Below are 23,871 nucleotides of genomic sequence, written 5' to 3'. Positions count from 1 at the left end.
GTGTAATCTCTGGTAATCTGTGGTGAATTCCTATTTGATTCATTCTAAATTGATTGTCCGGCAAGCCTCCTGAAACAGTTTTACCAGTTCTTCCGGCATCTCCGCCTGGTAACTGTTCTCAAAGGTTGCTTTCACAATCTGTAAGGGATTCATCTCCTGCAATCCGGCAGCCAGTACTTCTTCTTCCACGCTCCCCTCTGCCGCCTGCCTGTAAGAAGAAACAATACGGGCCAGCCGGACCGGCTTGCCTTCCAGTATTTCTTCTATTTGCTGCCGCAACATCGGCTCCGGTTCACTTAGTTTCACCTTGACTTCCAGATAGGGCTTCGGTCCATTCTCCGGAAGTTCCAGTCTGCACAATTCATCCAGTACCTCGTCCGGAGCCGCTGGCTCTTTGGCGGGTATACTCAGCAAACGTACCAAAGGTGTATATTCAAGTTTCTCTATTTCGACTGCCCACCCTTCATCCAGAATCACTTTTACTACTCCGTGGTGATAATGCTTCTCGGCAAACGACATAGGTAAGGGACTGCCGGCATAACGGATATTCTCCCTTCCCGATACGCGCTGAGCCTTATGGATATGCCCTAAAGCCGTATAAACAATTTGTTCGGGAAAAGACTCGGGCGATACACTCTCCAGACCACCGATGATGATGCGCTCACTATGATCTTTTTCGGCAATCTCCGAACCGGTTGCCAGCAGGTGTCCGACAGCCACCAATGCCTGCCCGTCCGTCCGCTTCTTCAAAGCATATTCCACCAAACGGGCATACAGTTCCTTTACTCCTTCCGCATACGGATTGCCTTCAGTCTCCACCACCGGATAATCTCCCTGCCGCAAGAAAGGTACTGCCAGGCAAAGAGCTTCTACCCTCCCCGATTCATTCTTCAGTTCTACCAGTAAATGACTGTAATCTATCTCTCCGTCCTGCTTACGGACAATCCCCTTAATCTCTGTCCTCATCTCCTGCAACAACGGCAGAGGTGACTCCAACCGGGCAGCCGAATCATGGTTTCCGGCTACAATGACCAACTGCAATCCCAGGTTCTCGGTTGTCACCCGGTGAATGAAACGATAGAACATTCGCTGCGAGGCGGCAGACGGATTGGAAACATCGAAAACGTCTCCGGCAACAATCAGTACATCAATTTTGTTCTTAGTCAGGACACCGGCCAGCCAGTCCAGAAAGTGTTCATGTTCCTGTGTCCGGTCATATCCGAAAAAGGTTTGTCCCAAATGCCAATCGGCTGTATGTAGTATACGTATCATGCTATTGAAATTTGAAACAAAGTTAGCAATTATTCAGGACAGCAATATTATTTTGTTTATTTTTGCACAAGCTAAAATCAAAATCATTATGAAGATACTATACTATATTTATCAAATCTGCATTGCATTGCCCATTTTGTTAGTATTGACTATCCTCACGGCGATTGTCACCATCATTGGTTCATTATTGGGAGGTGCCCACATCTGGGGATATTATCCGGGGAAAATCTGGTCACAGTTGATCTGCCTTTTCCTGTTGATTCCGGTAAAAGTGCGTGGACGCGAAAAGCTACATGGAAGGACCTCTTACATCTTCGTACCCAATCATCAAGGCTCGTTCGACATCTTCCTCATTTACGGCTTTTTAGGACGTAACTTTAAATGGATGATGAAGAAAAGTCTACGTAAAATACCTTTTGTAGGAAAAGCATGCGAAAGTGCCGGACATATTTTCGTAGACCGGTCGGGTCCGAAGAAGGTACTTGAAACCATTCGCCAGGCCAAAGACTCTCTGAAGGACGGTGTGTCATTAGTGGTCTTCCCGGAAGGGGCACGGTCTTTCACCGGGCATATGGGATATTTTAAGAAAGGAGCTTTTCAACTGGCGGACGACCTCCAACTTGCCGTAGTTCCTGTGACCATAGACGGATCTTTTGAAATCCTGCCACGAACCGGCAAATGGATTCACCGCCACCGCATGATTCTGACCATACATGACCCTATCCCCCCCAAAGGTCAGGGAGCGGATAACATTAAAGCTACCATGGCAGAAGCCTATACTGCTGTAGAAAGTGCACTCCCCGATAAATTCAAAGGGATGGTGAAGAATGAAGACCAGGACTTATAAACGGTTTTGAACGATGAACAGGATTCACCACAGAGAGCACAGAGTAACACAAAGTTTTTGTATCTTTAAGCAGGGATATTCAGTAAATGTCCCTGCTTAAAGATACAAAAAAGGCAACTAACTCGCAATGAATCAGTTGCCTTTAATTTTCTTATTTTAGGAATATCCCCAATCAATAACTTCATTTCTTCTCTGTGTTGCTCTGTGCCCTCTGTGGTGGAAAGAGTATTTGTTCATCGTTTCCCCACTCTCTTCTTCAGCACAAATACCGGAAGGAAGAAGAAGATTCCGATGATTGACATGACTAACCCACCGATGGTTCCTGCGGCCAATGGAAACCAGAACGCTTCCTTATCTGTACCTACCATGAAAGGAATAAAGCCAAGGATCGTAGAGACAACTGTCAGGAAGATAGGAATGATCTTCGCATTCCAAGCCTTGGTATAGGCCCTCAAGGCCGACATTCGGGGAGAACGTCTACGAATGGCGTTATACTCGTTAAGAATATAGATACTGGCGTTCACCGTAATACCACACAATAAAACAAACGAAGCAAAACCTCCCTGGTCAAAGTTCAGCTTAAACCAATAGAACGTCAGGAATACACCGATATATGACACCGGAATAATAAATATGATAGCCAAAGGCTGTTTCAATGAATTAAACAAGATACTTGTCGTGAAAAAGATAATGGCAATCACTACCAGCAAAAGCAGATATTGCTTATTATCTTTCTTTCCCCATCCCCAGCTATCCCGCTCCGATTGAGCCGTATACCCCATCGGGAGTTCTTTGTTAAACTCCTCCAGGTCACGTTTCAGAATTTTATTTCCTTGTTCCCCCGAACCGATATATTCGTATTGCAGGCACAACCTGTATTGCTGATTCTCTTTGGCAACCTGTTGCGGCATTTGTCCCTTTTCCATAGTAGCCAGTTCAGACAGTTTATACTGTTTGTCATCCGTTCCGTACGGAAAATATTGCATGGCCCAAATGTCATACTCCTGAGACTGTTTGGAGGAAAGCTTTATTTTTTCCGAACCATTATCCGCCACTACCGATCCGATCTCCATATTCTTACCATAAATAGGGCGGATCGTAGAGAACAGAATATTGGCATTGATGTTCTCCTGTGCCATACGTTCCCGGTTGAGGTCAAAGTAGAACTCTTGATAATCGTCTTTCCAATAAGAGAAATAAGAGTTTATTATAACTTCCTTGATCCGTCGGTGAGTCAGCAATTTGGCTTTCAACTTCTCAGCCCATTCATACAATTCATCGTAATTGTATCCATACATCTTCACCTGGAAAGAACCGGCTCCCTCACGCACATCATTACTGAACCCCTGATCCTGCAAACCGTATACCCCCCAACTGCCTCCACCCAATTGCAAGGCTTTGCTGATAATATTTGCTTTCAGTGTATAGGGGAAACCGCTATTCTGATGCTCTTTGGTAAAATAGACATTAATATTACCACGACGGGCACTGTACACCGAAGTCTGGAACTGTTTGATTTCCTTAAACTGACTCAGATAAATCTCCATCTTTTTAATCAGTTCATTCATCTGCTCCAACGTACTGCCGTTCGGAAGATTGGCATGAACATACAATACCACTTCTTCGTTCCGGGTGAAATAACTGCCTTCGTATACCTTCTGGATAAACAGGCGCAAACTGCCTCCCAGTGCTTTGTCCACAACCGGTTTCACTTTTTCTTTGTAAGTAGATGATCCTAAGGTCTTGTTATACCACTCCACGGCACGCCCTTCACCTTCCATCTTTTCCGGCAGCATAAATACCGGAAGTCCGAACAACAGTACCAACAAGATGCAGACAACCACACGCCAACGGCATAATTTACGTATCATCCAGCCATAGAAACGGGTAAAGTAAACTGTTATTCTCCGCGGAAGAGAAGCACGAAGAAGGAAGAAACGGGATTTGGTCTGACGGCGCTTTCTCTTTCTTAACCCGATCTTTTCGATCAGAGCCGGTACGAAGAAAAGAGCTACGAACAGAGATACAGCCAGATTGATAATCACTACGGCTGCAAAATCTTGCAGATTCAACCGTATCTTCTCGTCAAGGAAGAAAATGATGACCAAAGCTCCCATTGTAGTCAGGGTCGCAGCCAGAATGGACATAAAGGCTTTCAGGTTACGCCGGTGCAGGATATGGTCGGTCATCACAATCGTATTGTCTATCACCAGATTGAGCGAAACCGTAATACCGGCGAGTGAGTAGAGCTGCATTTCCAGTCCGAAAAGGTAATAGAAAATCACTGCTACGGCTATATTGATACTCAGACTGACCACGATCAAAAACAAATAGCGTGGATTCAACGTGATAAGCAGCACAAAAAACAGCAGAATCAGGACCGTAAGCCCGGTACGCAAATAAATCTTATTCAGCTCTTCGTGAATAAATTCCGTAGCATCGTAGCTTGTGTGGATCTCATATCCGGCTGGCAACACTTTCTGTATCGCCTCCATCTCTTCTTTAACCTGTGTACTCAGTTGCAACTGGTTGGCAGTTTCCTCGGCTGTAATCGACAAATAAATGGAGTTAAGTCCGTTGATACGATAATAGCTCTGAGGAGCTTCCTCCATGTGGCTCACCGTTACAAGCTCGTTCAGACTGATCAATTTTCCTTCTGTACTTTTCACCCGGATACGGGAAGCATCGAATCCTTCCTCTTTATACTCGGGCATCAGGGCCAGCCGGATCCACTCTTTACCACCTGAAGCCGACTCGATATTATAAGTTCCCAGAAACTCTTTTTGATAATAGCGGGCAACAGCCTGCTGAATATCGCTCAAAGAAATACCCAATCGTCTCAGTTGTTCGCTATCATACTCCAACACCCACTCCATGGGTGTGGCTCCGCTCAAGTCTATCTTATAGATACCCTGAATCTGTGCCAGCCTCGTCTTGATATGTTCATCGGCATATTGCTGAATCAAGATGGGAGTAGAAGGAGCATTAAGTGTAAACGACATAAAAGGACGTGAGGCATTATCGTCCGGACGCTTCATCCTGATATAGGGATAGCTCACTCCGTCGGGAAGCTGAGGCCAGGTCTGCCGGATAATGGTTGATGCCTCAAAACGTACCGCATCTATATCCGCATACTTGTCCAATTCAATGGTAATGCTCCCCGAACCGTTATCGGAGGTAGAATAGATGTTCTTTATACCTTTAATACGTGCCAACATGGCCTCCAGTTTACTGGTTGCCTCTATCTCCACTACCCTCGACGAAGTGCCGGGCATACTGAACTGTACCGTAAAACCCGGTAAAGTTCTTGAAGGATTCAGTTTTACGGGGAGCAGGGGAATCAAGGCCAAACCAATCAACGCCACGCATATAAAGGCGACAATCAGCGTGAAAGAAGAGGCTTTCGTCTGCGCTTTTATTTTAGAAGGATTATCCATCGTTTCAATGTTAGGTAGCACTATCTCACCAATTGTCCCCCCGCATAGTCAAACTTTTCAGTCAGCGGGATTCCGGTAGCAAAGTCATGCAACGTCAGTTTACGTATCTTATAATAGTTCAGCCAATAGTTCTGTAAAGCGGAAATATAGTTCTGCTGTGCTTCCTGCTGACGGTTCAGGGACAGAGTCAGACTGTTGATGTCCGCTTTCCCGATGATAAACCGCTGGCGGGTTTCGTTATAAGCCAGAATGGAAAGATCAAGTGCTTCTTCGGCACTGGTTATCAGGTTTTGCTGGATATTGAAATCGTTTACAGTCATAATCACTTCTTCATCCAGACTGATTTCATCCTGACGGGCAGAAGTCTTCACCACATTCAGGTTATTGCGGGCCATGTTATACTTACCCTTTCTTACCCCCCAGTCCACCAATGGAATGCTGACACTGACCGACACCAAATCCTGCTGCATGGGTTTATGGTACACATCCCCAAAGTTATCAGCTACCTGGTTGAAACCGATACTGGCGTTCACACTCGCATTAAAACGTGATTCTTTTTTGGTTTTATCCACATTGCGTTCGGCTTCAAGTACATTCTGCTTCAATCCCAGTAGCTGAGGATTGTTTTCATGTGCCATCTGCAAAGCCTTATCCACAGGTATCACCAATTCCTGCGGACGTACGGGCAAATCGATATCAATAACCGTATTCTTATCCAAATTCAGGAAAGAAACCAAAGAAAACATAGCACGTTTCAAGGCACTCGCTTTATTTTGCAATGTATTGCGTGCATTTACCACATCCAGTTTCAATGTCAACAGGTCCGCCTTCGAAATGGCTGCTATCTTCTGACGCTGTACTCCAATGCTGTATAACGTATCCGACGACACCATATTCTCTTTGGCCAGATTATATTCAGCCTGCGCCATTGCCAGGTTAAAGAAATAGGTAGTAGCCTGCACGGATACAGCCTCCACATTATATACAAACTCCTTCTTTACTTTCTCGTATTTAAGGGGTTCTATTTTTCTTTCCCACTTGAACGAATTATATCCTACCAGACTTTGTGAATATCCCAGTCGGATGGGCACACTGGTAAACTGTGTCGACTTACTTCCGCCAAAACTGCGCATATATCCCAATTGAGATTGCAGATAGAAAGTACCACCCGTCAAGTCGAAATTCTGCTGGATAGCCAGATTACCGGAAGCATAAAACGACTGTTGACTACGATAAACATCCAAGTCATTTTCCGAATCGTATCGCTTGGTAATATCCCGGTTATATTCGGCGGGAGTCATATTCAAAGTAAGGCTCGGCAGACGGTTGGCCTTGTAAGTCCGGTACTCCCAGTAACCGGAAAGATACATATTCTGTGTGCGGAATGCTTCCAGTGAACTATCATTGGCCAATTGTATCGTTTTCTGCAAATCAAGTTTTATATGATCCTGAGACTTCGCTACAGAAACTCCAAGCAGCAAAGTTGCCATTACTATATAATATCTTTTCTTCATATCTATCGTTTTACTTTATTTCTATAAATAAACCAGTACAGTAAAGGGATGATAAACAAACTCACCAGTGTACCGATCGTCATGGTGCCAATCATGGCAATGGAAAGCGGCTTCTGAAGCTCGGACCCAAGGTCGTACGAGAACAGCAACGGGACCATTGCGAAGATGGTGGTCAATGATGTCATAATGATCGGACGTAACCTTCTGCGCCCGGCTTCGTGAATGGCTTCCAGCAAAGGTACCCCTTCTTTACGCAATTCATTAATAGCATCCAACTTCAGGATAGAGTCATTGATCACGATACCGCAAGTCACAATCAACCCGATGGCCGACATCAGATTCAATGTATGTCCGCATATCCAGAGCAGTACCAATGCAAACGCCACGTCAATCGGTATTTCCATCAACACCAGCAAGGGTTGCATAAAGCTCTCGAACTGGGCTGCCAAAATAAAATACATCAGCAACAATGAAATAAACAGAATCACGACCAACTCGTCCAGCATCTTCTGATTGGAAAAGAAACTACCGGAAAAGCCGATGTCCCAATCTCCTGTTTCATTAGTCACTTCTTTCACCTCAGTCATTAACTGTTCGGCATCCTCCACTCCATAGAATTTATAAGGAATATACTCTCCGTTTCTTCCGGCCGTGATGCTCTTTAAATCTTCGGCGGGAGTTACCTTTATCAACTCACGCAAGGGGATGAAGTTCACCTCTCCCGTCTTACTATCCGGCTGGGTCTGAATCAACGTTTCCTGCAAAACCTGATTGACCGTTTTTTCGTCTCCTGCAATGCTGATAGGCAGATATTGTTGATAAGAATGCAACATAGCTACACTGTTCTCTTTGAAAGCAGTTCTCAGCACCCGGTACAGTTCATTATAAGAGATTTGATACAACAATAACTTTTCCTGGTTAATGCTAAGATTCAACTGATTTTCGAAAGCAATACCCGTCGGAGGTATTCCCGTTTTTTGCCTGAACGTCTGTTCCAGTCCGCGTAAGGTACCAGGTTCGGGTGCCTTGTCTTTATTACGGGCATACAACTCGGCCACAATATCAGCCTCCCCTGTCACAAACAGTTTTTCAAAAACAGTCTCCGGTGGAGAAAACGAAATTACCGCCAAGGGATAGCGCTCTTTCAGCCTTTTATAAATCTCTGACTGCAACGGAGCAATCTCCTTCGAAGTTTCTGTCTTAAAATACAGTTCTGCCTCTGATGACGACAACTCCTGCTCACGATTTAAGATGTAATCCTGCAGTCCGATGGAGGCCGTCTGCTCTACAGATTGCCCCTGCAACTCACGGAACAACTCGTCTACACGACGCTGATTTTCGTCCACATGGATGTTCTCGTTCCATTCGATACGGGTGATCAATTCATTTTCATCGATGTCCGGCATTCTCTCCTTATCAATAAAGAAGAAAAAGAAAATACATAGCGGGAAAGAAATAACGCAGAACAGTACACTCAGCGTTTTATGGCTAAATACCCAATCGACTCCTTTATCATAGAAACGATCCAAGGTATGTTCTTTCAACGGATTGTTAATCTTCAGCCTCAGCCATTTCGGGCCTCCTTTTATTCCGGTACGATAGACTAACATATACAAAACAGGAAGCAACATGATACCTGTAAAATATGAAACCATCAGTCCTACCGTTACGGCAAAGGCCTGATCGTAAAAAATAGCACCTGCGATACCGCTCATAAATACCAAAGGCACAAATACGGCAATTGTCGTAAAAGAAGAACTAAGCATAGGAGTTACCACCTCGCTTGTTCCTGCCACACAGGCTCTCCTCAACGAATAGCCCTTTTCCCGGTATTGTGATATATTTTCAGTTACAATAATCGAACTGTCGATCATCATACCCAATGCAAGGATCAATCCGGACAGGGAGATGATGTTGAGAGACATCTTACACAAGTAGAAAAACAAGAAACTGATGACAATGGATACCACCATACTCAGTCCAATAATAAAAGGAGATTTGATATCGCCCAGGAACAGTACGGCAACAATACAAATAAAGAAGAAACCAAGTGAAAGATTCTGCTGGAGATTGGATATCGTATAATCCAGCAGTTCAGTTTGATTTCGACTCACACTAAACTCGATATCCGGATAGATCTTTTTGAAATAGTCCATCGTTTCCGACAGTGCCTCCTTCATTTTATCCATGTTTTCGTCAGCTTGCTTAATGATGGCAAGAGTCACCGCTCTCTTTCCGTTCGAAACGGATACTCCTTTTTCTTTAACCGGCACCACCGCTATGCGACAGAATTCTTTCAACTGTATGATACGGTCTCCCTTCCGGATATAAATGTTCTCCACATCTTCCGAGGTACGAAGTAAAGTAGAAAATTTAATGTTGTATTCATAGTATCCATCCCGCACAGTCATACTCCCCGGCTCCACATTGTTTTGTGCCAAAGCCGTTTCAATATCTTCAATAGACAATTCGAGCATAGCCAGTTTGTCCATATCAGGCACAATCTGCAACTGTCTTTCCAATAATCCGGTAACGTCTACCATTGCCACTTCGGGCAATTGTTCGATACGGCGCTTGATGACCGATTCGGAAAACTCACATAAATTCAGAAATGCCCTTTGATCTGTCTCTTCATAAGCACTGTCCGTCTTCAGGGTCAGGTTCAGATAGAACACCGGAATATCGGTTGCACTTGCCTTAATCACCTTCGGACGGTCTGTATCTTTTGGCAGATAATTCATAGCCGCATCAATTTTTTCATTGACCTCTATGAACGCCAAATCCGTATTGGTACCAAAATCAAAATTAAGCCGGATAATACCTGCACCATCACGTGTTTCGCTGGACATGTCTTTCAAAGCAGCCACTTGAATCAATTGCTGGCGGATAGGCTTCACTACTGTGTTTTCCAATTCACGTGCCGAAGTATTCTTCGCTGCTACCTGTACGGTAATCTCTGGGATAGAGATATCCGGCAGCAACGATACCGGCAACGTGAAATACGTCACCAACCCCACTATGAAGCAAGCCGTAAAAGCCATCAATACGGCAATGGGACGTTGTATCAGGAATTTAATCATAATTGTTTTGTGTTAGTGATTCATCCTTATTCAATGATAGTGACCGGAGCTTCGTGTGCCAGATTGATGTTTCCGGTTACAATTACAGTATCTCCTTCTGTCAGTCCATCGGCAACACTATAGCTGTCAGCATTTTCCAGAGCGGTATGAATATAGTTCCACTGAGCCATCTTTCCATCTTTCAAAGTAAACACAACCTGTTTGCCCGACCGAAGCACCACTGCACTTTTAGGAATCACCAACTGCTCTCCCAACGAACGGTGCACACTGACACGCACATTCATTCCGCTAAACAGTCTGCCTGCCCCGTTCACCCGGGCTTTCACCTTCACCATTCCTTTATCGTCCACCAATGGATTGATTTCCGATATATTTCCTTCATGTACTGTCGCCGCATCAGAATAAGGTTTAATCACCACCTTATCTCCATTCTTTATTAAAGGCAACTCACTTTCCAGCACGGTAAAGTCTACTTCCATTCCCTGCATATCGATCACCGTGCAGAATATTTCCGAAGTATTCGCCAAATTATAAGGCTTCGAAAACAAGTTAGCAACTACCCCGGCAAAAGGTGCTATCAATGTAGCATGCTCTGCATTGTATTTTGCCATTTCATATTGCGATTTACTTTGGTCATAACCACTCTTCACCTTCGCCAATTTCATGGTTTCTTCGGGTACCTGACTGATATCATCTGCCGGATAACCTTGACTGATAAGCACATCACGCAACTCGAGCTCGGATTTTTTCAAAGCATCTTCTGCCTGTGACAACAGATTGTCAAGTTTGAACTTATCCAACTCTGCCAACTTTTGTCCCTTCTGCACCCGGTCTCCGTTCTTCACCCAAATATGAGCTATCACCTCACCACTTTCAAATCTCAGATCAGCCATTCCCTTGGCAGATACTTTTCCATTACTCACCAGTTCATGGTTGAATACCTGCTTCTTCAAGGTCATAACGGACACTTCATTTTTCGTGTCGGGCAACACAGTTTCCACTCCTTTTTCAGAAGCACTTTCTTTCTTCTCACCGGAACAAGCTGTCAGCATTGCCAATGCCAGGCAAAGCGTATAGAAGGGATATTGGTTTTTCATAATGTTATTAAACTTTTCTCTATTAATTTATGGTTGCAAATATAGTTGGTTATTTTCTAACACACAAAATAAATGGCGGACTAAATCCTACTGGCACACCGTCATTAAAACACTGATAATTTGCCATTTACGATTTTTACGTTACTAACAGAGGTGGACAAAAAACATTTCACCCCGGTTAATCCGTAAAAAATCAGATAATCCTATCGCATTTCATCATCTATTCTCACTATTATACTCATTCCTCTTCACGGTAGAAACCTGCTTATCTGATATCCTATTTCCGGAGAACAAATATAGCCGGCACTGAAACCAAAGCCGGAATGACCTCAATCGAGACCCTAAATATAATTGCTAATATTTAAAATGCCAAAAGAAAAAGCAGACTTTTTTTTGCATTTAAAACATATTAATCATTTACTTTTCTGCTTTTTACGATTTTTTCGTTACTTACATTTACAAGTAGCTTCCTAATTTCTTCTCTCATCTCTCTTACGGCAGTCGACTGCACTTTAGGTTCTTTAGTCAAGACCAATTCCGCCATTTTCTGTAATTTATCCCGTTGTAAATACTCAGGAACAGCATACAGTTTTGCCAGCAAGTAATATGGATAAATCCGGCCCGGCAATAAATGAGTGGAACGTAATAACCATTTTTCGGCTTCAGCATATTCTCCCTTTTCCTGAAAATTCTTACCAATAATATTTAGTATCATCGGATCGCAACTTCGGGTAGAAGCCTCTTTTAATAATAAGATTGAAGCATCCGCCTCCTTTAATTTATGCAAACAATGCCCGTACTCAAATAAAAAGGCCCCTCTTTTCTTCAACTTCGGATATAAACGCTCATAGCCTTCTTTGGCACTTTGATAAGCTCCTGCCTGATATAACATGCGACAATTAGCCCAGTCTTTACACTCTTTATATACGTCCGCCTGCTGCCAATAGTATCCGGAAATCCCCAATACACAGGCAAAGACCAGTTGCCAGGCAAGAAAACGATCTGCGACACAAGCCATCAATAAAACCACGAAAGAGATAACAAAGGCGGGCAACTGCATCGGATAAGAAGAAAAAGCAAACACCAGCAACGAGATTATTCCACCACATGCACCTAAACGCTTCAAGCCGACACCTCGCCACAGGCAAAAACCAACAAAAGCCAGGAAACAGAACAAAACCGGAATTCCCCGTTCGACTGCAATCTGCAAATATTCATTAAAAGCATACTCCGGACTTCCTGCCACCAGTTCTTCACGTAGAGAATAATCTCCTTTTGCAAAGTAAGTTTCCTGAGCTGTCCCGTATGCAAGTGCAAAACTCCCTTGACCATACCCTGTAAATGGTTTTTCCATAACAGCCTGCGTACTGATTTTCCACATGAACAATCGTCCACTGGCTGAATCTTTTTTCAGATAAAACAGACAAACTCCCCCCACCAGCACGACTATGCACAGAGCCGAAGCAATTGCTATCATCTTTGCTTTTTTACGCATCCATATCCTCTTCAGATGTACCGGCCAGGACTTATGTACACCATATACCCAAATACCGGAAACAATCGTAGCCAACCATGCCGAACGGCTCATACCTGCCGGAAGCACACAAAGTATAAGAAACAATACTGCCAATGCCCCATAATATCCGGTCCACTCGATCCAGTTTTTATTTATCCTTTTTCGCAATTTTAGCCATTGATCCAGACAAAGCGGAAAGACCATGGCCAGATAACCGGAATAAGGCCCCGGATTAAAAAAAGACCCGGTCAGGGAGTATAGAGAATGATGGGAAGAAGTAAAACCATAAAGTTGTCTTAATCCATAAACAGCCTCGGAAGCAGCCAACGCTATAAGACTCCAGACAACTACCTGATAAAAATCCCTCCCCATATCATACCTCTTTTTATAATAGACAAAAGCCAACAATAAAAGTCCTGTAGCAGCCCCCATAGCGGCCTTTGCCAGATAAGCCCATTGTCCGGACAGTTCACCTGCCGGAAGCATCGGATCATTTACCCATACCACAGACAGCAATGTGCACACTATCGCTAAAAGTCCCCCACGGAGTATAATATGTATATAATCTACCTTCATCTCCGTCATTTTATTTTTTTAAATACCCTATCCCAACGAATTTTTTCACGCAAAGGATCATCCGAACGCCATATCGTAAATGCTCTTCCTACAATATATGATTCGGGCAGCATGCCCCAGTAGCGGGAATCTTTTGAGTTTTCCATATTATCCCCCGATACGAAATAATAATTCTCCCTAAACTTATATTCTCTTATCACACTATCGCCCAGACAAACTGAATTCCCCTTTTGTTGCAATCTCTTTTTCTGTTCCCAATGAATCAATCTTCCATAAAGTAAACGGGACAACGTATCAATCTTCACTACCTGCCCCTTTGCCGGCACCGGAAGAGGACCGAACTCCTGAATGGTCCATCCCAAACGCCCGTCCCACGGAAAAGCATCTATCACAATCCCTCGCGAATCCTCCCTTCTGACCCGAGAAATCCGATGTTGTGCCTTCACATTCCCCAAACTGTCTTTTATCCCCTTGATATGATAATATCCCCTGCGTATTTCCAACGTATCTCCCGGAAGAGCAATGCACCGCTTCACATAATACTTCATTATATCGAATCCGATACTATCACTCCCATCCTGATAAGGGAAATTAAATACAAGCACATCGTTCCTTTTAAACGAGCCAAAGCCCGGCAGACGATAGATAGGAACGTCCTCACCCCGTAACGATGCAAAGATATTGAACAGTCGTGCCCCTCCGGTCCATTTATCCACTAATATCTTATCTCCCGAAAGTAAGGCCGGTTCCATCGAGTTTGAAGGGATCTTGAAAGAAGTCAAGCAAAATACCTGTAATACCATCCAGGCTACAAAAGCCACACAAGAATAGAAACAGATATTCACAATCCAGTTTCCGATTCGTTTCACCAGTTTCACCCAAACTTCTTTCTTCATATCTACATATATATTTTAATACGATCTCCTGTCAAGAATCGAAAGTAAAAGAGAGCAAATAAAATTCCCGGGTTTTAGATTCTGACAAGAACACAAAATAGTTATTAAACAAACATACAATAACAACTTCTTCCACATATATTAGTCAAGGCTACATATTATGATATTTTTTCTATACTCGCAAAAATAATACATTTTAAATTATAAACACATCTTATTCGTAAAAACATTACCAAATGTTTTAGATCCTGTTAAAAAATGATTGAAACAAAAGATTAAGAAGGTTTCCGTATCTGAGCGATAATAGCTTTATTTGAAGTGACTAAACTAATCATAAGGATGTATCATAACCTGTGCAATCCTGTGGTGAAAAGACACTTTCCTACAAAAAACGCATTTCGATCTTCCATCTTCCACCTTTTTAAGTTTAATTTATTAACAATCAATATAATAGCATGGTGGAAGATCGTGTTTTTAAGCCATTTATCTTCCACCTCCATCTTCCATCTTCCACCTCCGTTTTTAAGGGATAAACAAACAATAAACATCTGATACACAGACACATACAGCTAACCTCTTATCTATTTATGTCTATTATTGTATTTTGTTTTTCTTGCTATCTTTAGTGAAAATGGTCTTTTCTTTATCCCGTCCCGCATACCTGTGCCCATGAGCCCAGGTATGCGGGCCCATAAGCCCGGGTACACAGGCTCACAAGCCCGGGTACACGGGCTTAGATAACGGTGCAGAATAAAGACGTAATATTCTTATTATAAGCGTGTTAATAAAGGAATATTTTCTATATCATTTTAGAATAATCTTCGTTGTGGATATGGATAGTTTGTTCAAAACTGTTCCCTGGATCCCCAAAATCCCACTCTACTTTTTTAGGATTGCTAACCTGCAATACTACAGGATGACTATCAATCCGCTCATCGTTAAACAAGAAATCATTATTTTCGTCCACATATACATTTTTCTGCTGAAGCTTATCCCCCATTCTTAAACGCCATGCTTTCAAAGATGAAATATTCGTAAAAACAAAAAAGATACTATCATTTGTATTCCTTTTCAAAAAAGCCTCTGACTCCGAAATACATCCACCACAGCCCACATTAGATATAATCACAATATTTCCATACTATATCCAGTTTCCTCATAATTTTAATAGTTCAAATGTTTTAAAACGCATTATATCATCATCCTCTGACTCCACTTGAATGTGAAATCCATCCGGACCGACAAAACATTGATTTAATAAATAAAGTTCTTGGGGTAACATTGTTTCTCCCACAATTTGAAAGTTCTTATCTAAAATAGTCACTGACATTGGTTTGCGCAGCACCCCCTCTTTAGGATCAATACTACTGTCTGGATGTCCTGCCAAACGATAGTAAACCTCTCTATATGAGTCATAGTGAATGCATCCATAATTCAAACTATGGACATAGTGATCTCTATCGGCTTCTGGAGAAAAATGTTCGAAATCAAGACTTTTCTCAACTGGTTCAATAACGATATCTTCTTTAGTTCCGGCATAAAACTCATGATATTGCAGTGAGTCTACATGATGTACTCTTATATTATGATCGGCAGCAAAACTAATAACCAGTTCATTATTAGGAGACAAGGTATAATAAGGGAAACGATATGTAAAACTTCCTCCCCAATTTCCAGAATGATACATAGATGGATAACTATCAGAATACCTAAGAGTGTTCTTCTGCAAATTATAGAAAGCCATCACAGGACGATTTGAATCATTCTCACCCTCAAATTCATAAAAAAGAGTTCCGGACAACAATAATTCATCACCTATTTTTAAAATAGGAGAATTTGTACGTGGAAACAATTCAGAAGGTGCAAAAATGGAATCTCCTTTCAAACGTCTGACAATGTCTATTCGTTTCTTATCTTTCACATGACTACTATCATTCGTCAGGTACAGATAACGTGTCATCCTATCATACAAATAAATCGAATCTTTATTCAAAAACAAGTATGAAGTAATACTGCCAACTCCATTCGAGCCCTCCTGCTCAAACTTAATCTTACCCATATTTTTCACAGTCCCGTAATCATACAGTACAATCGAGTTATCATAGTTATTTATAAACGAAAAAACCAGTTTTCCATCCATATAGATCAATTGTAAATAATCTGATAATTGAACCGTTTCACTGTCCAACGGAAAACATTTATCTTCCTTCGCTACTAATGTATAATCATCAGTTCTATGAATTACAGTTTTCTTATCCTGCTGACAAGAACCTACAACTATCCCCAATAAAACTACAAATACAAAACTCCTAATCATTATCATAATACCAATAAAATGCTATATTTATACTATACTAAATTTTCAATTCCGCTCAGATTTCCTTTAACGATGCTACAATCCCTTTGACCTGTGGAAGTAATTCCAGAAACATAGAACAGGATGAGAAACTAATATAATACACGCATTTATTCCCTTGCAAATACCATTCGACTTTCTGTAGCGCTGATAATTCATTAGTTTCCGGATGGCGATCGGCTTTATAAGAAGAGACAATCATCTTTTTTCTACCATTAATCGATCTATATATAACCTTTACCCGAGTAGCATCTGCTAATGCCGAAACACTGTCCCTCTCAAATATTTCCTGATAACATTTACAGTTTTGTACTTCTATAATAGTCAAAACAGAACCACAACGATCTTTACGCTTAGAATATACCCTCATAAACTTTGTCGTTTCATACCCTTCTCTTGTACGCCTCAAAGGTTCATCACAGGAACGCACAGCAGAAGGGCGATTCCATCCTTTAGGCACTTCAATCACATACGTCTCACCACGCAAACGATCTCCGTGGGGTTGAGAAACTTGCGCAACAACCTGAGCACAAAATAAAAAACTTAAAAGAAGCAAAGCTGTCAATTTCATAACTGGGGTAAATTGAATACATAAATATGATCTTCGTCCTCCACAAAAACGCCATAAATCTTATGTGCAACTTCATCAACAGCAAAAGTGTTAATAAAACAGTCGAGTTTATATTGTATGAGTGGTTTCCCTTCCCAATCAAAGACTTGAATATTAGGGGTTGTTTTCCTATCCTCTACATCTTCTGTTGTCATATCCAGATTTAACGAATAAATGTAATTATCCGTCGTGTACACACATATAGGATGTATAAGCCTCATATTATCATCTACCTCCGGACATTCCTGTCCCGGGAAAAGATCTAAAATTACATCTCTTTTTAGTTTTCCATCCTGGCCATAAATTCTGAAACGGCGTATATGTTGGTAGAACGAAACGAAACAACTCTTATCAGGCTTGGCGACGGTCATCTTTATATACGCTTGATTCCTGCCCAAAACAGATCCGAAACGTTCCTCTGTTTCGGGATATTCTCCCCATGATTCATGATTTCCGTCAGGATAAAGAAACCTAAATTCTTTTTCATTCTCAAAGCCGCCATTACAACAGTAGCTGCTATCGGAAATACTTATCAAGTCATTAAAACAATTAAATCCATAATTTAAAGTCGAAGTCTGTACGGTAGCTTTATCTTTCTCAACACTAATATGTTTCAGGTTAATTCCGTCTAACATGACAAATCCATTCTTTTGATATTTCACAGGGGTAATAGAAGGGAGAACGAAATCATTCGGTCCCTGCCCCTGTGTTCCAAAACTATATTGAAAAGTCAAATCCGGCAAATGGAAGCATTGAAACATAGTATCCATTTTTTCATTGAATACTATCAGATTACTATCACATAAAACTAAACTCCGTGGATACAATAACACCGAAGGAACCTGTATTCTATCGGATTTCAAATTTATGGTATGCTCAAATTGAGCATAATGCATAATCCTATCAGATTCTATACAACTTGATACAGTTATCAATAAAATCCCCCATAAAAAACATCTAACATTCATTATTTATCTCTTTTAAAGTATCTGACTCTCGATTATAAACCGAGAGCCAAACTAATTAATTTCTATTTTCTACAATGAGATCTATCTTGCAAATTTCTCCCTTTCTTTTGATAACAATTGTCACAATCAATAAATGTTTGATCAGAATGAAACCAATCTGCTGATGTATAAGTAGTATAACAAATGTAACCATCTTTATCCACTTCATTATATTCAGCCAATGCTTCTATATTAGCTAGTGCTAATTCCGATAAAGTAATATCTTTCTGTGCTGCATAAATATTATAACCTGTGACAACCGCTACAACAGCAACAATCATTGCTGTAAGAATTTTCTTTCCCATAACTTCTGTTTTTATTTTAATGGGTTATTAATTTCATTTTCTTTTTCTCTTTCTTTCTATTGGAAAAAACAATCTATCGATTGCATAATTCCTGTTTTATCTCTAAGTTTGCATTCAAAAGTCCCTCCTCGGACTAATTTAGGATGGAGCAGAAGCTATACTTTGCAGAGTCCGGCAGAAGCTCCTCCTTCTTTAAATAAATATTCCTATTTTAGTAATGATGGCGTATACCACTATCATTCATCTCCTACCAAAATTGTTGTCTACCATCTGTCTTCTTAAAGATCCGTTCATCCTTTCCCTGCGTATGATTCTTTAAAAACAAAGCTACTCCTTTCGGAATTACATAATTCAATGAATCAGCTTCCGCTGTTTGCCGACCTAAAGAGTTCCACTTCCTATCATGCCAATAAAATAACTCATACACATCCCCTTTATGAATAAAATTATCGGAGTTACGTGGGATATAAGTAAACTTCTTTATCCGGTGGGGAGTGCCCAAATCTAACCCTACCCATCCCTCATCAGGTGTCTTATAATCCATATAAGTGTAGGGATTCCCATCATACACTTTATAATAATCGTGCGATCCATCTTCCTGAAAACAACCCGGAGTTCCGATGATCCGCCCTTTCAATGCTAACGTATCCGAAGTATCCTCAAAGAAAGCCATCTCTGCCATATTACAGTAACTACCCTTCGGTCCTTTGTACCGAACATAGCGGTAAGACTTTTCTTTCTCCGGGAAAATAGTGTTGTTCAAGCGGAAAGGCCATTCTTTCACATAATACAATGTATCTGCAGAGCGAAATAACGGATCATTACTTCCTTCGAAAACTCCTCCGGGCATACGAAGGATACCTAAGTCGCAGAACAGCGGAAACTTAAAATACAAGGTTATATCTTCTTTTTCATTTTGAGGAGTGAGCAAAGTAATCGTTCCAGACATCTTATCATAGGTAAACGGCTCGGACTGCATCACAAGACGTTTTCCATTCCATGTAGCCAAACAACCAATCACACTACCCTCCGTATCTTGAAAGCGCAATGAGTCTTCTTCAAAAACAGTCCATTCTACAGGTACCCAATCCATCCTTGTGGAAAGGCAAAAATAGACAATATCTCCTTTGTGAACTTCCTTACACAAAATATCAGAAGACACTACCAGATCACGATTCAAGCTGTCGGCATACACAGCCGTGACATCCTGATATAGAGGTTTTCGAAACGCCGGATGCATCATTTTTCCCTGTTGTCTCTTTACATCTTTCCAGTTTAAGCCATACGTATTCCGATATACCTTTGCCTTAGGATTATACATACTCACAGCCCGTTTCCAGTTAGGATCGGGAAATTCCGTAATATACGTTTTGCCATCTTTATCCAATGTAAAATTCCAGAAATGCGATACGTTATTATCGCCACGCATCGCCATATAATCCGTCCCGCAAGGAATGCCCAAAGCACGCATTACATACACTACCAAATCGGCGAACTCGCGACAGCTCCCCGCACGCCATGATACTACCGAAGGACCTAAATGCGGACCGGCGGGAAACAGACCGGTAAAATGGGATTGTTCCACAACAAGCGAATCCATCAACACCTTTGCAGCAACCAACGGATCCTGAGCTTGAGGTAACAACCGGATACTATCTAATATCGGATTATAGCGTTTATAAATATCTTCCCGCCAGAAGCCAAGCGGTTCATCTCCCAATCGATAAGGTAGAATAAACTCACAAAAATTATCAAAACTTACATTCTTTCCCCAAGGCTGCTCTCTCCACACCTTAAAAGCCCAATCCACATTCTGCACCAGCAAAGAAGAATCTATATTGGCAATATCCTCTATCCGTCTTAATTGCGAAACAGAAAACGTATTTTCCTTTAAAGAATCAATCACTTCATGCGGTCCTAATTTTCCCTGGGCGTAAAGATCAAAATATTGATAGTAATGCTTCAAAGCATTTCCTTCATATCCGGCATGGAAAGGCATACTCTGGATCAGAAAGCAAACAGCCTGATACTTTAAGCTATCTCCTTTATAATGATCCAGTACTTTTCGCAATTCTTCTTTATTAGCGTACGGGAGAGATAAAGCATCTTCAAGATGTTTCTCCTCAAGTGTTTGGCAAGAAATAAGCCCCCATATCGTGATTAATGGAATCACCCATAAAATTCCACGAACTCTCAATTTTTTTTTCATGATCATCAAACTTTTATGTCAGCTTTACACCACAAAGTTTGAGAAAAAAAAGGGCTTTAAGGGACAATTACAGGTCAAAAAGCAGTAAATTCAGGTCATTTGAGCGTTTGTATCATATCCGACAAAGAAAATCAACATAGCTTTCTTTTTATGGTCTGATATTTTCATCTTTCTACCACTTCACAAAGAAAACCTGCCGGCCCTCTTCGTTCCGAAATACAGTTTCCTCTCTTCCTCTTGATAAATTTCGGAGCCAAAGCACTGCATTTTGGGGAATATTATCATAATGCAATGTTAATTCTGTGGCCACTTGCTTACCCAACGAGATCCAACCATTAAATCCATCCTGATAATACAACTCATACTGATCTCCTAACCGAATAAAGTTATCATCGTTACGAGGCATATAGACAATCTTTCCAATCTTTTCTGTTTTCCCTAAATCAAGTGTCACAAAAGCTCCTTTTTCTTTGGTGAGAAAAAAAGTCAGCCCATCGCCATCATTCACTTTTAAACTATCGAACCGGTCATCCGCAATAAAAGTATGACTGCCACCAACAACTTTCGCAGAAAGCTTCTCTTGATCATCTGAATTTCGGAACAACTGTAGTTCAGCCAGTTGAAGTGGCTTATCGGGAGGTGATGTGTAACGAATATACCGATACTTCTTTTCCGATGGCGGATAAGCTGCCTGATAGCTTACCTTAGGAGTATCTACTATCTGATACAGCAGGCAAGCATCCGAGAAGTCCAAATGATTAGCCCCTTCTATCTTACTTCCCACCACAGCACTGAGATAATCTTTCAGATATTGCCGTAGCAAGAATTTACGATTCAGATCCATACTTTCTTTTTTGGAAAAATCAGGCTTATGATACTTCACCTCTCCCTTTTCATCCACAAGAAAAGGGTATCCGGCCGCTACCCACTTCATGCCATTAAAATAAAGTGGTTGAAACAAAATGCCCGGTTCCACATTTGTAAATGTAGCTTTGTTTCCTTTCTGTGATGTAATATCTATTGGCATACACCCTTCCAACGTAAACACGCCTAAACAAATGTATTTCTTGTTAACCTGAGAATCAATTTCGATTTCAACCTGGTTTGCCGGAAAATAATCATCAGTCACATCTTTCAGATACGGATCTTTCAGTGGGAACGGAACCGACTGATCACGCCGGATACCCGATATCTTTTCCTGCTGCGCTCCAAAGCATTGCCTGTACACCTTCCCTTTTTCACGTTTATCATTTCCTCCCCGTTCCACTTTAGTCTGAATAAACCAGAAAGGTACATATCCCCCTGTTGTATCCCTCAATACATTCCAGACATGTCCGGCCCCTTTCCCAGGACCATAATGATAAATGTCTGTAGCGGCGGGAATACCCAGAGCACGTAAGACATAAACCGTAAAATCACAAGAAGCCTCACAACTTCCAACCCTATTGGCCAGCAAAAATCCTGCACCCAGATGCGGTAGTTCCAGCTCGACACTATACCTGAAATCTTTTTCCTGACGCAAATAGGCTCCCAAACAATCAGTAGCTTCCACAACATCTGTCCCTTGGTAGAGCGAATCCAATATAGATTCATAACGCTCTTTATACCAACTACGCCACTCCTCTAAAGGTTCATCCCCGACCCGATACGGTAAAATCAACTCGCAAAAATCATCAAACGGCAAATATTTATTCCAAGGTCGTTTTTCCCAAACCTCAAATGCTTGATCAATGTGATGAATCAGGAACTCAGCTCTAATTACCTTAGCATCATATACCCTTTTTAAAGTCCGATAAGAGAAATGCTCCCACTTTTTACGAGCTTCCTTATTTACCCAACCATCCGTATGTACTGTAGCCGCATGAATTGCTTTTAAAGTATCCAACTGCCACCCCTCATAACTAAAATAACGAGGCATATTTTCAATCAGAAATCGTGCGGCATCCTGTTTCAGCCCGCTATCCTTATAGTGTTCCAAAACTTTCTCAAGTTCTCCCCTATTCTCTCCGGCAAACTCCAAAGCATACTTCAGCCGCTTGTTCTCCGTACAAGAACAGCAGACAACAGCACCCAATAATCCGCAAAGCAAATAGATCTTCATCATAATTTTCTTCTTTCCTAATACCCCAATCATACTATGTTTCATAAAAAGCCGGCTTACAATGAATTGCAGCAAGTTTACCAACTACTCCTAGAAATAAACCATTGAACAAAATCGCCCCCCTTGGTTATTTGTCCACCACAACCCAATCGTCAGCCGGCAATATTTTTACCTTTATTTAGCGTCTCCTTTTATCTTCAGTTGCAAAGGCGAAGATTCCGAATTGCAATAAACCGTGATTGTTTTATTAAAATGCTCCGGATGCTCAGCTTTATAAGTTACCGCTATATCTATCGATTTTCCTGATTGAACCGGTTCTTTTGAATACTCTACGGTAGTACACCCGCACGAAGTGTTGATATCATCAATCACTAATAGATTCTTACCGGTATTCTGTATAGTAAAAATACATTTTTGTTCTTTCTTAGAATCGAAAATTCCCAAATCCACTAATGTGTCTTCAAGCTCGACATCGGTCTGAGTGCGATTTTCTTTTAAATCAGCTTTATCACCGGAAATAATATTTAAATATAAATCTTTTATTTGAGGATTTTGCACAGGATTACCCATTGCCACAACCTTATTGTCTTGATTAAGTAAAAAGGTCTGGAATCTTACATCTGAAGGAAAATGATTTAATTGGTTGAAATGATCAAGAGTATCAATGCAAACCGGATAAGTAAATTTATCCATCCGCATAGTATGATATATATCTCTACCATTCTTAGGAAAAAAGAAAAACAAAAACTGCACACGCTCAGGCTGCACAGAATCCATATAGTGAATTAACTCTTTCCATTTAGATAAATGTAACTTACAACTGGTGCAACCGGCAGAATCAACATAGGCGACAATCTTATATTCGGTGTCTTTTATACGAAAATCAACATTCTCTTTACCTTGAATACTAAAATACATTTTCTTTGGAAAAACAATTTCCTTATTCATCCATTCTTTCAAAATAGACTCCGCTTGTTTCTTGTTCTCATCTTTACAAGAAAACAAAAAGGAAAAAGCTAACAATACATACAAATATTTCATAAATATC

General features: G+C 41.3%; 16 protein-coding genes. 1 reads left to right on the top strand and 15 read right to left on the bottom strand.

Translation table 11 applies throughout. The features are described 5' to 3' along the window. Window positions 1–39: 39 nt before the first annotated feature. On the bottom strand, window positions 40–1,272 hold the full coding sequence (locus KO473_RS11350; RefSeq protein ID WP_122130643.1) for an exonuclease SbcCD subunit D C-terminal domain-containing protein: 1,233 nt from the start codon (window positions 1,270–1,272) through the stop codon (window positions 40–42). A gap of 88 nt (window positions 1,273–1,360) precedes the next feature. Between KO473_RS11350 and KO473_RS11345 the strand changes: the two genes are divergently transcribed. Then, a complete protein-coding gene (locus KO473_RS11345) occupies window positions 1,361–2,119 on the top strand; it encodes a 1-acyl-sn-glycerol-3-phosphate acyltransferase (RefSeq protein ID WP_005780232.1) in 759 nt (252 codons plus the stop codon). 233 nt (window positions 2,120–2,352) lie between these two features. Here KO473_RS11345 and KO473_RS11340 read toward each other — a convergent pair whose 3' ends face one another. From KO473_RS11340 to KO473_RS11275, 14 genes are all read right to left on the bottom strand, one after another. Further along, window positions 2,353–5,556: an efflux RND transporter permease subunit gene (locus KO473_RS11340; protein ID WP_005823413.1), complete on the bottom strand. Its 3,204-nt coding sequence runs from the start codon at window positions 5,554–5,556 to the stop codon at window positions 2,353–2,355. A gap of 20 nt (window positions 5,557–5,576) precedes the next feature. Beyond that, window positions 5,577–7,070, bottom strand: a complete 1,494-nt coding sequence (locus tag KO473_RS11335) for a TolC family protein (protein ID WP_005780236.1) — start codon at window positions 7,068–7,070, stop codon at window positions 5,577–5,579. A gap of 2 nt (window positions 7,071–7,072) precedes the next feature. After that, window positions 7,073–10,150, bottom strand: a complete 3,078-nt coding sequence (locus KO473_RS11330) for an efflux RND transporter permease subunit (protein WP_005780238.1) — start codon at window positions 10,148–10,150, stop codon at window positions 7,073–7,075. Window positions 10,151–10,176: 26 nt separating this feature from the next. Next, the gene (locus KO473_RS11325) at window positions 10,177–11,247 is read right to left on the bottom strand and encodes an efflux RND transporter periplasmic adaptor subunit (protein WP_005780239.1); all 1,071 of its coding nucleotides are present in this window, start codon (window positions 11,245–11,247) and stop codon (window positions 10,177–10,179) included. A 409-nt stretch (window positions 11,248–11,656) separates the two neighbouring features. Further along, on the bottom strand, window positions 11,657–13,348 hold the full coding sequence (locus tag KO473_RS11320; protein WP_005823415.1) for an O-antigen ligase family protein: 1,692 nt from the start codon (window positions 13,346–13,348) through the stop codon (window positions 11,657–11,659). Beyond that, a complete protein-coding gene (gene lepB / locus KO473_RS11315; protein WP_005807398.1) occupies window positions 13,345–14,235 on the bottom strand; it encodes a signal peptidase I in 891 nt (296 codons plus the stop codon). The genes KO473_RS11320 and lepB overlap by 4 nt, the downstream gene beginning before the upstream one ends. A gap of 799 nt (window positions 14,236–15,034) precedes the next feature. After that, window positions 15,035–15,364: a hypothetical protein gene (locus KO473_RS11310; protein WP_232303489.1), complete on the bottom strand. Its 330-nt coding sequence runs from the start codon at window positions 15,362–15,364 to the stop codon at window positions 15,035–15,037. A 27-nt stretch (window positions 15,365–15,391) separates the two neighbouring features. Beyond that, the gene (locus KO473_RS11305) at window positions 15,392–16,558 is read right to left on the bottom strand and encodes a DUF4221 family protein (RefSeq protein ID WP_032537755.1); all 1,167 of its coding nucleotides are present in this window, start codon (window positions 16,556–16,558) and stop codon (window positions 15,392–15,394) included. Window positions 16,559–16,607: 49 nt separating this feature from the next. Further along, window positions 16,608–17,162 carry a hypothetical protein gene (locus KO473_RS11300; protein ID WP_005823418.1) on the bottom strand — a complete coding sequence of 185 codons (555 nt, stop codon included), beginning with the start codon at window positions 17,160–17,162 and terminating at the stop codon, window positions 16,608–16,610. Continuing rightward, window positions 17,159–18,169 carry a BF3164 family lipoprotein gene (locus KO473_RS11295; RefSeq protein ID WP_005823419.1) on the bottom strand — a complete coding sequence of 337 codons (1,011 nt, stop codon included), beginning with the start codon at window positions 18,167–18,169 and terminating at the stop codon, window positions 17,159–17,161. The genes KO473_RS11300 and KO473_RS11295 overlap by 4 nt, the downstream gene beginning before the upstream one ends. A 62-nt stretch (window positions 18,170–18,231) precedes the next feature. Further along, entirely contained in the window at window positions 18,232–18,513 is a 282-nt protein-coding gene (locus tag KO473_RS11290; protein WP_005823420.1) for an NVEALA domain-containing protein, read from the bottom strand. A 247-nt stretch (window positions 18,514–18,760) separates the two neighbouring features. Beyond that, the gene (locus tag KO473_RS11285) at window positions 18,761–20,722 is read right to left on the bottom strand and encodes a transglutaminase domain-containing protein (RefSeq protein WP_005823422.1); all 1,962 of its coding nucleotides are present in this window, start codon (window positions 20,720–20,722) and stop codon (window positions 18,761–18,763) included. A 172-nt stretch (window positions 20,723–20,894) separates the two neighbouring features. Further along, a complete protein-coding gene (locus tag KO473_RS11280) occupies window positions 20,895–22,856 on the bottom strand; it encodes a transglutaminase domain-containing protein (protein WP_122130641.1) in 1,962 nt (653 codons plus the stop codon). Between the two features lie 141 nt (window positions 22,857–22,997). Further along, window positions 22,998–23,864: a DUF1573 domain-containing protein gene (locus tag KO473_RS11275; protein WP_101603323.1), complete on the bottom strand. Its 867-nt coding sequence runs from the start codon at window positions 23,862–23,864 to the stop codon at window positions 22,998–23,000. Window positions 23,865–23,871: the final 7 nt, after the last annotated feature.

It is taken from the genome of Bacteroides sp. HF-4919, assembly GCF_018860125.1.
This window is presented reverse-complemented; position numbering and strand designations above follow the sequence as displayed.

Coding starts and splice junctions, on each gene's coding strand:
- KO473_RS11300 (WP_005823418.1), bottom strand. CDS start 17,162: ATGAAATTGACAGCTTTGCTTCTTTTAAGTTTTTTATTTTGTGCTCAG.
- KO473_RS11330 (WP_005780238.1), bottom strand. CDS start 10,150: ATGATTAAATTCCTGATACAACGTCCCATTGCCGTATTGATGGCTTTT.
- KO473_RS11290 (WP_005823420.1), bottom strand. CDS start 18,513: ATGGGAAAGAAAATTCTTACAGCAATGATTGTTGCTGTTGTAGCGGTT.
- KO473_RS11280 (WP_122130641.1), bottom strand. CDS start 22,856: ATGATTGGGGTATTAGGAAAGAAGAAAATTATGATGAAGATCTATTTG.
- KO473_RS11320 (WP_005823415.1), bottom strand. CDS start 13,348: ATGACGGAGATGAAGGTAGATTATATACATATTATACTCCGTGGGGGA.
- KO473_RS11285 (WP_005823422.1), bottom strand. CDS start 20,722: ATGAAAAAAAAATTGAGAGTTCGTGGAATTTTATGGGTGATTCCATTA.
- KO473_RS11325 (WP_005780239.1), bottom strand. CDS start 11,247: ATGAAAAACCAATATCCCTTCTATACGCTTTGCCTGGCATTGGCAATG.
- KO473_RS11335 (WP_005780236.1), bottom strand. CDS start 7,070: ATGAAGAAAAGATATTATATAGTAATGGCAACTTTGCTGCTTGGAGTT.
- KO473_RS11275 (WP_101603323.1), bottom strand. CDS start 23,864: ATGAAATATTTGTATGTATTGTTAGCTTTTTCCTTTTTGTTTTCTTGT.
- KO473_RS11345 (WP_005780232.1), top strand. CDS start 1,361: ATGAAGATACTATACTATATTTATCAAATCTGCATTGCATTGCCCATT.
- lepB (WP_005807398.1), bottom strand. CDS start 14,235: ATGAAGAAAGAAGTTTGGGTGAAACTGGTGAAACGAATCGGAAACTGG.
- KO473_RS11340 (WP_005823413.1), bottom strand. CDS start 5,556: ATGGATAATCCTTCTAAAATAAAAGCGCAGACGAAAGCCTCTTCTTTC.
- KO473_RS11350 (WP_122130643.1), bottom strand. CDS start 1,272: ATGATACGTATACTACATACAGCCGATTGGCATTTGGGACAAACCTTT.
- KO473_RS11295 (WP_005823419.1), bottom strand. CDS start 18,169: ATGAATGTTAGATGTTTTTTATGGGGGATTTTATTGATAACTGTATCA.
- KO473_RS11305 (WP_032537755.1), bottom strand. CDS start 16,558: ATGATAATGATTAGGAGTTTTGTATTTGTAGTTTTATTGGGGATAGTT.